This is a genomic window from Cohnella boryungensis (assembly GCF_042651945.1).
GTDB lineage: Bacteria > Bacillota > Bacilli > Paenibacillales > Paenibacillaceae > Cohnella > Cohnella boryungensis.
This window is the reverse complement of sequence record NZ_JBHSED010000026.1, coordinates 1-13,379: the sequence shown is the minus strand read 5'-3', so window position 1 is coordinate 13,379 and position 13,379 is coordinate 1. Positions and strand designations below refer to the sequence as shown.

At 56.8% G+C, this 13,379-nt stretch carries 7 protein-coding genes; 6 read left to right on the top strand and 1 reads right to left on the bottom strand.

What is annotated here, in order from left to right:
- The first annotated feature begins 1 nt into the window (after position 1).
- The 5 genes from ACFO1S_RS13925 to ACFO1S_RS13905 all read left to right on the top strand — a co-directional run bounded on the left by ACFO1S_RS13925 (position 2) and on the right by ACFO1S_RS13905 (position 10,030).
- The gene (locus ACFO1S_RS13925) at positions 2 to 3,097 is read left to right on the top strand and encodes a baseplate J/gp47 family protein (protein WP_204606233.1); all 3,096 of its coding nucleotides are present in this window, start codon (positions 2 to 4) and stop codon (positions 3,095 to 3,097) included.
- Positions 3,098 to 3,124: 27 nt separating this feature from the next.
- Complete coding sequence (locus tag ACFO1S_RS13920; RefSeq protein WP_204606232.1) at positions 3,125 to 5,341, top strand: putative baseplate assembly protein; 2,217 nt, start codon at positions 3,125 to 3,127, stop codon at positions 5,339 to 5,341.
- A 29-nt stretch (positions 5,342 to 5,370) separates the two neighbouring features.
- Positions 5,371 to 7,476 (top strand): phage tail protein, encoded by a 2,106-nt coding sequence (locus tag ACFO1S_RS13915; protein WP_204606231.1) that lies wholly within the window; start codon positions 5,371 to 5,373, stop codon positions 7,474 to 7,476.
- Between the two features lie 139 nt (positions 7,477 to 7,615).
- Positions 7,616 to 9,277, top strand: coding sequence for a hypothetical protein (locus ACFO1S_RS13910; RefSeq protein ID WP_204606230.1), 1,662 nt, complete (start codon positions 7,616 to 7,618; stop codon positions 9,275 to 9,277).
- 81 nt (positions 9,278 to 9,358) lie between these two features.
- Complete coding sequence (locus ACFO1S_RS13905; RefSeq protein WP_204606229.1) at positions 9,359 to 10,030, top strand: tetratricopeptide repeat protein; 672 nt, start codon at positions 9,359 to 9,361, stop codon at positions 10,028 to 10,030.
- A 97-nt stretch (positions 10,031 to 10,127) separates the two neighbouring features.
- Here the strand turns inward: ACFO1S_RS13905 and ACFO1S_RS13900 are convergent, their stop codons facing one another.
- Positions 10,128 to 10,406, bottom strand: a complete 279-nt coding sequence (locus ACFO1S_RS13900; protein ID WP_204606228.1) for a hypothetical protein — start codon at positions 10,404 to 10,406, stop codon at positions 10,128 to 10,130.
- Positions 10,407 to 10,808: 402 nt separating this feature from the next.
- Here ACFO1S_RS13900 and ACFO1S_RS13895 point away from each other — a divergent pair, with 402 nt between their 5' ends.
- Entirely contained in the window at positions 10,809 to 13,268 is a 2,460-nt protein-coding gene (locus tag ACFO1S_RS13895; protein ID WP_204606227.1) for an aminotransferase class I/II-fold pyridoxal phosphate-dependent enzyme, read from the top strand.
- Positions 13,269 to 13,379: the final 111 nt, after the last annotated feature.

The following is a 13,379-nucleotide window of genomic DNA, read 5'->3' as shown; positions in this document are numbered from 1 at the left end:
GATGAAATCAGAGCTGTGGCAAGGCGGAGAAGCCCGCGCGCCCGTAATCGACGGGAGAGACCTGAATGCCTTGGTCGAGCGCATGAAAGCGATGGTTCCCCACTATACGCCGGAATGGCGGTTTTCCCCGGAGGATCCCGATGCGGGTACGGCGCTGTTCTATCTGGCGGCGGACATTCTCGGCGAGAATATCAAGCGGCTGAACCGGGTTCCTCTGAACAACTTTATAGCCTTTCTGGATCTGCTTCAGGTGCAGCTTCAGCCGGCTCGTTCGGCGAGGACGAACGTCGTCTTCTCGCTTAACGAAGGCGTCAGGGAATCCGTCTTCGTTCCGGCCGGAACGGTGCTGACCGCAGCGGCGGGCAACGGAGAAGAGCCGCTTCCTTTCGAGACGGAGGGGGCATTGCTCGTTAGCCCGGCCAAGCTGATGGAGCTGTACAACGTTCATCCCGAACGGGACCGCTTCGTGCTTGCGGGCGAACGATACAGCGACGGACTGGCAGCGGGCGAAGCGGCCGAGTTCGCTTTGTTCTGCACGGCGGGTAACAACCTGCAGGAGCACGCGCTGTACGTCCGCCACGACGACGCATTCAACCTGGATCATCCCGCCAGGCTGACGCTGGCTTGGCATAATGCGCAGAGACGTTATGTCGAGGGAGAGCTCGCGGAGCTTATGTCTCGGACGGATTGGCTGGAATGGAGCTATTGCCGCGGAAACGAATGGATTCCCTTCGAGCAGGTTGCCGTCAGCGGTCGGGAAATCACGTTATCGAAAAAAACGCGCGGCCCCGTATCGGTCACGGAGGTCGGAGGCGTAACGGGGCGCTGGATTCGTTGTCGCGTCAAACATCCCGCCAACGGAGAGAACGGGTCGCCGATTATCCGCGCGCTGCCGGAGATGGACCGCTTAACGATGCGGGTTGCTCACGATCTGGGCGCCGATCCGGACGCAATTCCGTCGGGGGAGCTTTATTTTAACGACACTGAGCTGGATAAGAGCGGGTTTTATCCTTTCGGGGAGCATTCCATTCCCTACTCGGTGTTCTACGCATCCTGCTCCGAGGCTTTCAGCAAAAGAGGCAGCCGCATAAGGATGTCTTTTCGGGCATGCAATGTCCCGAACGAGCTTCGGGTAGGCGCCGATCCGGAAATCCGCTGGAAAATGGTCATGAGGACGGCGGATTTCGAGACGAAGCCTCCGCCTCGCTTGTACATAAGGAAAGTGCTGTGGGAGTACTGGAACGGAGACAACTGGATGAAGCTGCCGGGCAGCGCTTCGTTCGAGGAGCTATTCGCAAGCTTGACCGAGCAGCAGCAGGAGATCGTGCTGGAATTCCCCTGTCCGGAGGATTTGGCGGCGACGCTGGTGAACGGACGGGAGGATCTATGGATTCGCGCCCGGGTGGCGATGACGGATACGCCGACGGCTCCTGTCGTGGAATACATGAGCCCGAGACTGGAGCAGGTGGCATTCTCCTACTCTTATCCGTTGACGGCCGAGCTGGGACCCGCAGTCGCTTATACGCTGAACAACGCTGTTCTGACGGACGTAACGGCGACGATGAGACAGGGAGGAGATTCGTTCAAAGCCTTCTTGCCCATTCCTTGTCCCGGGCCTGCGGTCTATATGGGATTTGACGTTCCTCCTGTGAAGGGGCCGATCCGCATGCAGTTCGTGCTGGGAGGCAAGCTGGAGGTCGAAGAGCAGGTTCCATGGATCGATTGGGAGGCCTATGTTCGCAAAGGAACCGAGTGGACATGGGAAGCCTTGAAAACGGTCGACGATACCCAGAGCTTTACTCAGTCCGGCACGCTGCAATTCATCGGTCCCGCAGGACTTGCGGCGGCTTCGTTGTTCGGGAGAGAAAGGGTATGGCTGCGGGCTGTAAGCCGAGACGGGAAATACGGCCGCGCAGATGCGGCTTTGCCCGTCGTCAAGGGAATTCACCGCAATTCGGTGCCGGCCTTGCAGAGACGTACGATCTCGAACGAATATCCCGAACCGGGAAAAGGCGGCTTCGTGCTGTCGCAAAGCCCGGTTGTCGGGCAGGAGGTCTGGATCGATGAGACGGGCTCCGTGGGCGAGCATGAGCTGAATCGGCTGCTGGAGTCCGATCCCGATCGCTATGAGGTTTTTCGCGACAGCGAAGGAAACCTGCAGCGGCTGTGGGTGCGGTGGGATGAGGTTCGTTCCTTGACCGGGTCGGCCTCGTCCGACCGTCATTATACGATTCAGCCGGCAACGGGCGTACTGACCTTCGGAGACGGAACGCGAGGCATGGCGCTCCACCTGCGCGGCGGAGATAAGATTCGCGTCACTTACCAGGTTACGCGAGGGCTGAGAGGCAATGTGGGTCCCGGACAGGTGACGAATCTGATGCAATCCTTGGCTTTCGTCAGCGGGGTGTCCAATCCGACTGCCGCCTTCGGCGGGGGAGATGCGGAGCCGCTGGAGGATGCGCTGCGCAGAGGGCCTCAACGGCTCAAGCATCGAGGCCGGGCTATCTCTCCCGCGGATGTGGAGTGGCTTGCGAGAGAAGTGGAGCCGGGCATTGCGAAAGTAAAATGCCTGCCGAATCGCAACGTCAAGCTGGAGCATTCTCCCGGCTCGATCGTCGTCGTGGCGCTTCCTTCCGGAGGGGAGGCGGCAAGAGAGCATTTTCCCGAGACGAAGCGCAGACTGGAGACGGAATTGCGCCGCTGTGCCGCTAATCTGATCTCTCCCGTCGGCAAGCTGAGCGTTATGGCTCCCGTTGCCATAGAGATATCGGTGTTCGCTACGCTCATTGTGGAGACGCCGGATATTCTTGTGCCGGTAGAGGCGGCTTGCCTGGAGGCGCTCAACCGGTTTCTGGACCCGGTCGACGGCCAGCTGGACGGCAAAGGCTGGGAGATCGGGGAGCCCGTACATGCTTCCGCCTTCTACGGTCTGCTTCAATCGGTGAGAGGCGTTCATAGGGTGGAGCAGTTGCATATCAGCGTCTTGCGAAGAGAGCACGGACAGGCGATAGAAATGATGCCGGACCAGATTCCTCGCATTATGCACGGCATTATTGCGAACGGCAACGGTCATCGGCTGTCTATGACCGCGAAATAATAGAAGGGTAAGGAAGGAGGGGGTCCCGTGCTTCCGCGAATTCCGCTGGACGATCGTTCGTTCGAGAGCATCCTGCAGGAGGCCCGGAGAAGCATTCCGCGCCGTCTGCCTGAATGGACCGACGAGAACACGCATGATCCCGGGATTACGTTCCTGGAGCTCTTTGCCTGGCTGGGAGAGATGCAGCAGTTTTATTTAAGCCGAGTTCCCGAGGCCAATATACGCAAGTTTCTGGATTTGTTGGGCATAGCGCCCCTAGAGGCGGCTTTCGCCGAGGCGGAAGTCACGTTCGGCAACGTACGTGTGCCGGTGGTGCTGCCGAGAGGGACGAAGCTGCAGGCGGAGGACCAGGTGTTCGAGACGATTGCTCCGGTTCGGCTCATTCCGATCGCCATCGACCGCATCGTCACCCGAACGGAGAAGGAGGCGAGCGATCGATCGGCTTCCAACGAACGGGGAAATGTGGCCTTCTACGCCTTTGGCCGGGAAGCCGAGGCGGGAAGCCGACTCTATATCGCGTTCGATCGGGAGCCTGAAGTCGGCGGTGTGCTTTCTCTGCACCTGAAGCTGGCGAACGAGGCTCTGGAGACGCCGGAGAGCGTCGTTCCTTCCGCGCGCGTGACATGGAAAGCCTACAGCTGGGACGAGGAAACGGGCAACTCCTGGATGCCGCTTGAGGTTCTGGAGGATCATACGATGCATCTGACCAACAGCGGCCGCGTTTCTTTTGCGGTATCCGTGCCGATGCGTCCCGTCATTGTTCATCCGGCCGGCGACCGGCCTCGTTACTGGATCTGCTGCATCCTGGAGCAATCGGGCTACGAGCTGCCGCCCCGGATCGATCAAGTGCTGATGAACACCGCCCGGGTCCGGCAGCAGGATACGAAAAGCGAGCAACAGCTGTTCGACGGAACCGGACTGTCCGATCAAGCTTATGCGTCGCATAGCTTTCTTGCCCGATACGGGAAGCTTCGGGTACAGGTTCGCGAGCCTGACGGGCGCTGGCGAGAATGGCGGGAGCTACCGGATTTCTCGCAAGCAAGCGCCGATACGCAAGGCTTTATCGTCGAACGGGAGGCCGCCGAGGGCGGCGCGGTGACGATTCGCTTCGGAGACGGGGTTCGAGGAGCCGTTCCGCCGGAAGGCTCCGGCAACATCCGGCGCATTCATTGTACGGAGGATTTCGCCGAGCTGCGTTTCATCGGCAGAAGCAACGGCCTGCCGCACCAGAAGATCCGTCTGTACGATTTGCCGTGCAAGCATAAGGACAGCTTGCGGTTCCAAGTGAGAGCTCCGGACAAGAGCTCCGGACAATGGCTGTGGGAGGATTGGGAGCCGGTCGACAATCTCGATCGTTCGGGCCCGCTGGATCGCCATTACGTCTTCGACCCCGCTACGGGCGAACTGACATTCGGCAACGACGAGAACGGAGCGATTCCTTGGTCGAGCTCTGAACCGAATCTGTGCGTGACGGTGTGCGTATTCGGCGGAGGGGAAAGAGGCAACGTCAAGCCGAACCTTCTGAACAGATGGGTGCAGGAGGAACAGGACGAACTGCTGCTGACCGTGGAAAATCCAGGCTACGGCTTTGGCGGAACGGAAGCCGAGACCTTGGAGGATTGCGTAGAACGCGCGCGTCTGGAATGGCAAACCCCTTATTGCGCCGTGACCGACGAGGACTACGTCCGGATTGCGATGGAAACGCCGGGATTGAAAATCTCGCGGGTGCACGTTCTGCCGAATTATGCCCCCGGACGGGACAACCCGACTGCGGGAGCCGTAACCGTAGCTGTCGTTCCCGAAGGAATCGACGATACCCCTATGCCGAGCAAAGGCTTCCTGTCGACAGTGGCCAAGCATCTGGACGACAGAAGGCTGATTACGACTGAGGTTCACGTTGTCGCGCCCGACTATGTCAAGGTTACCGTTCATGCCGTCGTGGTCGTGGAGCCGCATTTTATGGAGGAGGGCCATCGGATCGTTGCTGCGCTTAACCGATTGCTGGCCCCCTTGGATCAACCGGGCGGCATTCAAGGCTGGCCGTTCGGTAGAACGGTGTACAAGGGCGATATATACGGTGTCATCAGCAGGGTCAAGGGGGTCGCCTACGTACAGGATCTCTGGCTGGACGCGGAGGGCAAATCCGTCAGAAAAAGCGGCGGAGGAGATCTGATTCTGTCCGAGACGGGAATCGTCTATTCGGGCATTCACCGCATCGAGTTAATTAGCAGAACGCAGCTATAGGCGTGCTTTGAAGCGAAAGGAGGGATAAGATGCAGGGCCGAACGACTTATTTTTCGCTGAACCGTCCGGAGCATTGGGAGCGTCGCGGAGTGGGACGCAATCTGGAGTCGATCGACGGCGTAGCCATAAGGCGCGGCGAGAAGTACGGTGTGCTGCAGACGATTCAACTGGGCCAGCTCGAAGGGATCGGCGAGGTGACGGCCTTCGCCGTGCATCCGCAGGGACGTCTGGTCATGCTCAACTCGGAAGGGAATTTGTGGACTTACGACCGTGGAAGCCGTCATCATGAGCGGCTGTTCGTACCCGGTCATCATCTGTTCACGGCGGCGGCCAGCCTCGCAATCACGGGGGATACGCTGTTCGTGGCCGATGCGGAGGGCGAGCCTTCGATCTCCGCCTTCGACATGTCCAACGGCCAGCTTCGCTTCCGAAGGACGGGGTACGAGCTGGATGGCGTTCCCTTCCATCCGCTGGCGATCGCATCGGACGAACACGGGGTGTACGTGCTAAGCCTGCGTCAGCCGTTAAGCGACCCGAACGCTTGGGATGCGCTCGGCTTTCGTCAGTTGGCTCTACTGCGTCTTACCCTTGCCGGCACGCTGGCGGATGTGTATACGGACGATCGATTTACCGCCAAGCTGCCGGAAGCGCCGGAACGCTGGCATGGAACGCAATTTCTGTCGGTCACGCCGCAAGGCGATGCCTATGTCCTTGAGACATTGACCTGCGCCTTGTATATTTTGCACAGAGAGCCGCGACAATTGGATCGCTTCCTGATGCCGCCGTTGTACTTTTCCGGTCTGGGAGTGGACTCGCGCAGGCAAATTTTCATTGGCGATTCGAGGAATATCGGGGAGGATGGGGAAGACGACCGATTTATTATGCGGTTCAACGGCGACGGCGAGCTTCAAGACCGGGTAGCCGGCTTTCGAGGCAGGGCGGGCAGCATCTTCGTGGATGGGCGCGACCGGATGTATGTCTGGAACGAAGAGGCCCGAACCGTGACGGTGCTTGATCTGCAGCCGCAGACGCTGGGTTGGGAAGGCAGCGCCGTGCCCCAGGGCGTCTGGCTCTCCCGGGCTTTCGACAGCGCCGAAGCCGAGACGGTGTGGCATAAGTTCGCCATCGAAGCCGATATTCCGGACGGGACGCAGATTCGGGTTTCTTACTACAGCTCGGATTCGGAGCTTCTCCCGATTCAGGGCACGCTCTGGAAGATTGACGATTGGATTGCCGAGGAAGGACATTCCTTCCGGGACAAGCTGGCGGGTCTGGCGGCCTATTGGTCGGCTCCAACCCTTAATCCGCAGGATGCCTTGTTCTTCGAAGCGAAGGGACGGTATTTATGGCTGAAGGTGGAGTGGATCGGCAGCGAACGCCATACGCCTTCCCTTCATCGCCTTCGCGTTTATTTTCCGAGAGAAACGCTGCTCTCCTATCTCCCGGCCGTCTATCAGGAAGAAGAGAGCAGCCGCGATTTTATGGAACGGTACCTGTCGTTGTTCGGGACGCTATTCGACAGCGTCGACGAGGAGATCGACAATATGGCCGTTCAGTTCGACCGCGAGCGGGTAGAGGGCCGTCAGCTTCGCTGGCTGGGCTCCTGGCTGGGACTCGACAGCGATGATCATTGGCGGGACGAGAAGGTGCGAAGCTTGATTCGGGCGGCGCCTGAGCTTTACCGTTACAGGGGAACAAGGCGGGGGATCGAGAAGCTCGTAGAGACGTTCACCGGAGAGCCTCCGCTAATCGTGGAGCCGGCCCAGTTCAAGGCGATGAGGGATCAAGCGGACATGCGCATGCTGACCGATCGGCTATACAGCGACAATCCGTTTGCCTTCACCGTGCTGCTGAACCACGGTCAGGCCTCCTCGGACAAGGAGCGGGTTCTGCTGCGCAGCCTGATCGAGGAGCACAAGCCGGCGTACACGGAGGTGCGGCTGGTCTGGCTGCAGCCGTGGATGTATCTGGACCTGCAGACCTACCTCGGAATCAATACCGTATTGGCCGAGCCGTCGCTGTTCACGCTTCACGCAGACAGGAGCATGCCGAACGACACGCTGATCGTCGATCAGGACATGGACGGCAGAATGGATGCGCATACGCGGCTGGGTATGGATTCGGAGCTTGAGTAAGATATGCACCGCTTAAATTGATCGCATCCGTGACGACAACCGCGGTGACCATGCACCGCTTAAATTGATCGCATCCGTGACGACAACCGCGGTGACCATGCACCGCTTAAATTGATCGCACTTATTAGGAGGGTTTCCGGTGAAAAAAGCAAGAATGTTTCCATTTGAGAGAAACAGGTATTTTTACGGTAAGCTGCTGACTGTGCGGGACTTCGAATCGGAGCAAAGGTATTTTAATGACAAGCGAAGATTGCTGAACCGGCTTCTGTTCGGCAGCGGCGTCGTTGCGGGGATGCAGGTTGTGGCCGTGGACGACAAAACGATTACGGTAGAGATGGGCGTCGCTCTGGATTATCTGGGCCGCGAGATCGTGATCCCGGCGCCGGTCACGCTGAAGCTGTCGATGATCGACGGTTTTACGAACAACGAATACAAGAAAAACGTCTATCTGTATGTCGCCTACGATGAGAAGGGACGCGAGCCGGTCCATTCGGTCGGCAGCTCTTCGGTACGCGGAGAAGAGATGAGCGAGTACAACCGGTTTTTGGAGAGCTATCGGTTATATGTGAAGGAGGAAGCTCCGTCTCCTCAATCGTTCGAGCATGCCGGGCTAATGGAAGACATCGTGACGATCTACCAGGATGCCGATGTGCGCGTGACGCAGAGGATGCCGAAATTCGCCAATCCGGGAGATGTCATCGACGTTACGCTTGTCGTAGAGAAGACGCTGCAAAGTCCGCGTGTGTCTCTCGCCTTCCAATATGACACGGACGGTATGGATGCGTTGAGCAAAGAAGGCAGCTCGGTTCGATTTCTGGAGCCCGGCGACAAGCAGGACACAGAGTACCGGATGAGCTACAGCGTTAAGGTGCAGGATCGTCCGGGCACGCTTGGCAAGCTGAAGGTCAATGCGGGGAACGTCGAACTGCTCATCGGAGACAAGCGGGTACCGGTCGATCATGCGGTCCAGCATTCGCTGGAGATCATTTCTCAACCCGTCGACGAGCGCATTATGAAAATCTGGTACGAGCGCTCTCTGGATCAAGCGGTAGAAGGCTATGCGGATCAGGATGTCTGCTTGGCGAAGATCGGATTGCTCCAATTGGGACCGACGTATATGATCGAGCAGGTGGAGCGCGTTCCGTTTAACGAGTATATTCCGAATGCGTCTCTCGGAAATCGTCTGTCGCAGACGGGAAAGGTATCGTCTCTTAACCGCTTCTATGCCGAAGCGCAAGCGCGAGAGCTCGATTTCGGCAGCAAGCCGGAGCTGGATGTCGTCTATCATCCGGAGCGAAATGCATTCGACTTTAAGCTGGGCATTCCCAAGCCTCAGACGATTAAAGACGAGATTGCTACAGGCGTCGTGGAGGTGCCGCTGGACCCGCAGGAAAAATCGGGCCTGCGCTTCTTCTCGCGAGGCAAACGGAACTATGTTACAGAGGAAATTGTGCACGGACTCGGGGACGGCCAGATTACCGTTGTCGTCGGTCTTGAAGAGATTCCGGACAGAGAAGCTCCGGTAGGCTCCGGCTATGCGAAGGTTTATTTCGGCTCGACGGACGTATTCAAAGATACGGAATATGAAGCGGAGCTTCCGAATATTACTTTCGGAACACTGATTTATCCCCACAAGGGAAGCTTCCGCATCGGGATGAAGCTGGGCGGTGGCACAGCTGAGACCGCTCTGCGCGTCCGCTGGTGGGCGTTCAAGAAGCTGTCCGACGATAACGCGGTACTGACTGCCGAATTGAGAAGAGCAATTGACCAGGCCGCAGCGGCAGCCGCTAACGAAGATTAAACGACAATCCATTTCATGAAGCCATCCTCATCGCGGTCAAGCTTACGGCAATGATCCCGGGAATGGAGGAGAAAGAAGAGCATGAGCAAGCTGTTTCTGTTCTTTGGTTTGACGTGGCTTTTTGCCAATCCTTTCGTTGCGATTATTGTAATATTGCTGCTGTTCTATGTGCTTGAGCGCCGATTTATCGGCTTGTCGCCCAGTCTGGTTCGTCCATGGCGACGGCGAAGGGCAATGGCCAAATGGAAAAGGCAGCTGGAGATCAGTCCGTATGACGTCTCCGCAAAGCTGGAGCTCGCCAGACTGCTCATCGAGACCGGAAAGTATAATCAGGCCCTCAGCATGCTGCAAAGCTTTCAAGAGCAGATGGAGCATTCCGCCGAATACTGGAGCGATCTTGGCGTGTGCGATCTCGCTCTGGGCCGCCTGGAAGACGGAGAAAGAGAGATGAACCAGGCCCTGCTCATCAGCCCGAAGGTGAAATACGGACAGCCGTATTTGCGGCTGGCGGCCGCGCTGGCCAAGAAGGATCCGGCAAAGGCCATTGCCTACCTGAAGGAATTCAAGGGCGTCAATTCGTCCTCCTGCGAGGCCTATTACCGACTGGGGGAAATCTATTCCAGTCTCGGCAAGCCGGAGGAAGCGTCCGCCGCATTCCGCGAATGCCGCCATCTATACCGAACGTTGCCTAAATACATGAAGCGGCATGAGCGCAGGTGGGCGCTCCGTGCCTTCCTTCGCAACCGTGCCTAGTTCCCGAATGGGGCAAGGGGCTTGCCGGCGCTGGCCGTGAATGACCGTGGCGCAGGAAAAGCCCCTTAAATGCGGTTGATTACGCTTTATCGAACGATTAGTCCGCTTGTTCTTCCGAATCGGAGGCTTCGCTCTCATGCGCCGCGACTTCCGCCAATGCAGGCTCGTCCGCTTCGCTTTGCGCCGCTGCCTCTTCCGCTTCCGCAACAACCGCTTCTTCTGCATCCGCTTCCTCGGAGGCTTCTGCTACAGCTTCCTCCTGATCGGCCTCTGCTTCGACAGCCTCGATCTCCTCTGCTGCCGCTTCCGCCTCTACGGATTCGACCTCTGCATCCGCTTCCAAACCATCGACCGCTACGATTTCTTCTGCGTCCATAGTCTTACCTCCCGAAATCCTTATTGTGGGGGACATCCCCCTGCTCTTCACGTTATCTCGAAAGTTAAAAAGTGGCAACGGTGTTATTTTGTTGGATTCTGGCCGGAAAGATCGAAAGCGGGGGCAGTCGTGTTTATCCGCCTAATAACGTCAGATGTTCCCATGAAATTCTCAAAAAAATGTTGGATATAGTTGTCAAAAAGACAGGAAATTGTATACTTGAAAATGAGGTCTTCGGCTGCCGTTAAAGTTAAGTCGAGCTTGAAGACGAACCGATTCTACTCTCATGAACGAGAATGAACCGGACAAGAGAAAGGGGAGATCGGACAGAGAGCCTGTAAGCCGTTTGCGGCGACTATGAGCAGCCGCAAACTTTGTAGACCACAAGCAGAAAGGGGATAAATGATGTCCAAAACAGATGATCCGCTGCAGCACCTCTATCAAATGGTGAAGGACGCCGCTGCTTCCGGCATTGTGCATCACCAATCGGAGGATGAATTTCATACGGGAAGAACGTTACGGATCCATGACCGAGACTTGATTAATTTTGGACTGTGCAGCTATTTGGGGCTTGAGACCGATCCTCGGCTGAAGCAGGGCGCAATCGAAGCCGTGAATCAATTCGGGGTTCAATTTTCGGTGTCACGCGCCTATGTGTCGAACCGGCTCTATACGGAGCTTGAGGAGCTGCTGGGAAGAATCTTCGGAGGCCAGCCTGTTCTGGTAACGCAAAACACGACTTTAGGCCATCTCGCGGCCTTGCCCGTCATTATCGAGCCTAACGATGCGGTTCTCGTGGATTTTCAGGTGCATCACAGCGTGCAGACGACGGTAAATCAAGTGAGGACGAAAAAGGTCCACATCGAGTACATTCGCAACGACGATATGGAGCAGCTGGAGGAACGGATTGCGGCTTTGCGGGAGCACCATCGAAGAGTATGGTATTTGTGCGACGGCATCTATAGCATGTACGGCAATGAGGCTTCCGTCAAAAAGCTGGAGGAGCTGTTGAACAAATACGAGCAGTTTCACCTCTACATCGACGATGCTCACGGCATGAGCTGGAGCGGCAAGCACGGTAGAGGTTTTGTGCTTAACCAGATCGAGCTTCATGAGCGGATGATTGTGGTCGTTTCATTGAGCAAATCCTTTTCAGCCGGGGGAGGGGCCATCGTGTTTCCCAACTTCGAGCTGTATCACAAGGTTCGGTCCTGCGGCGGCCCCATGATCTTCTCGATCCCGCTGAATCCGCCCACGCTGGGCGCCGCCGTGGCTTCGGCCAAGCTTCATCTCTCGGAGGAGCTGGCGCTGCTGCAGGAGCAGCTGATGGACAAAATCCGTTACTTCAATCGAACCGCGCAAGCCTATCATTTGCCATTGGTGAATGCGACGGATAATCCGATCCGCTTCATTGGCGTGGGCCTTCCCAAGCTGGCGTATGCGGCGGTCAGAAGCCTTCAGGATCGAGGCTTCTATACGAATATCGCAGCTTATCCAGCCGTACCGATGCGCCGCTCCGGCATACGAATCACGATAACGAACTATCACACCAAGGAAGATATTCTGGCGCTAATTCAGACGATTGCGCACACGCTGCCCGAAATCGTGCAGGAGGGCGGCGGGTCTATGGACAAGCTGTACAAAGTTTTCAAGATGCCGGTTCCCCAGAGTCTGGAAGCAAACGGGGAAGCTCGTCCAAGCGCTGCCGCCTTATCTCTTGAGCATCATACAAGCATAACGGCTATTCGGCCAGAGGAATGGAACGGATTGCTGGGAGGCAGAGGATTCGAATGGCATTTCCTCCGCGGCCTGGAGTGTACGTTCCGGGATCAGCCTTTGCGAGAGAGCAACTGGAGCTTTCACTATTATATCGTGCGGGATTCGAACGGAGTGCCGGTGCTTGCGACATTCTGCACGGGAGTGTTATTGAAGGACGATATTCTGGAGACGGGAGAAGTCTCTAAAGCCGTAGAGCTGGAAAGAATGCGCGATCCTTATTTCCTGACGTCCGACTGTCTGGTGATGGGATCGCTTCTGACTGAGGGAAATCATCTATATTTGGACCGTCATGGGGATTGGCGAACGGCCTTATCCATGCTGATTGAAGAGTTGCATGCGGAGCAAGCCAGATCTCATGCCAATACGATCATGCTGCGCGATATCCCGGTAGAAGACGAGGAGCTGACCGGATGTTTAACCCAGCACGGCTATTTGCAGAAAGCGATGCCGGAGAGCAATGTGCTGGTACTGTCGTGCAGCAACGAGCTGGAGTACTTGAGTCAACTCTCGAAGAGCGCCCGTGCGGTTGTCCGGAAGGAAGTGCTGGCGTATGAGCATATGTTCCAGATGGAGGTGCTGACAAGCGACAGCCCGGCTCCATCCGAGCAATTAATCCGCGATCTTCATGCGCTCTACCTGAACGTCCAACAGAGAAAGCATGATCTTAATCTGTATCCTCTTCCGATGAATTTGTGGTCGGAAATGCTGAACCATCCGGGATGGGAGCTGCTTGTCTTTCGGATTTCGCCGGAGCACGGCGGCGATCCGGATGGTCGTCCCGTCGGGTTCATGAGCTGCTATCTAGGCGAGGATCATTATGTGATGTCCATGGTCGGGATTGACTCGCAATACACGGAAAGCCACCATGTCTACCGCCAAACCTTCTATCAATCGATCAAGCGAGCGATTCAATTCCAACGGCGGACCGTCTACATGGGGATTGATGCCAACAAGGAAAAACAAAGGTTCCGGGCGACAACGCATTCTTCCTATATGTACTATCAAACCTCGGATCATTACAATTTCCATGTGCTGGAGAATATTAAAGCCAGCCTAGGAAATGCAGTGGCCTTGTCCAGGTGAGATATATCCTTGAACTCCCTCGATATGATTTGATTTTCTCACGCAAGCTCGTATATTCGCAGGATTTCATCCCTTTTATAATGTGGTGATGAATAAAGAGAGCCAGGGGTC

What these genes read in the sequence shown, in the direction of transcription:
- ACFO1S_RS13925 (WP_204606233.1), top strand. Translation starts at nt 2, where the DNA reads ATGAAATCAGAGCTGTGGCAAGGCGGAGAAGCCCGCGCGCCCGTAATC.
- ACFO1S_RS13915 (WP_204606231.1), top strand. Translation starts at nt 5,371, where the DNA reads ATGCAGGGCCGAACGACTTATTTTTCGCTGAACCGTCCGGAGCATTGG.
- ACFO1S_RS13905 (WP_204606229.1), top strand. Translation starts at nt 9,359, where the DNA reads ATGAGCAAGCTGTTTCTGTTCTTTGGTTTGACGTGGCTTTTTGCCAAT.
- ACFO1S_RS13900 (WP_204606228.1), bottom strand. Translation starts at nt 10,406, where the DNA reads ATGGACGCAGAAGAAATCGTAGCGGTCGATGGTTTGGAAGCGGATGCA.
- ACFO1S_RS13895 (WP_204606227.1), top strand. Translation starts at nt 10,809, where the DNA reads ATGATGTCCAAAACAGATGATCCGCTGCAGCACCTCTATCAAATGGTG.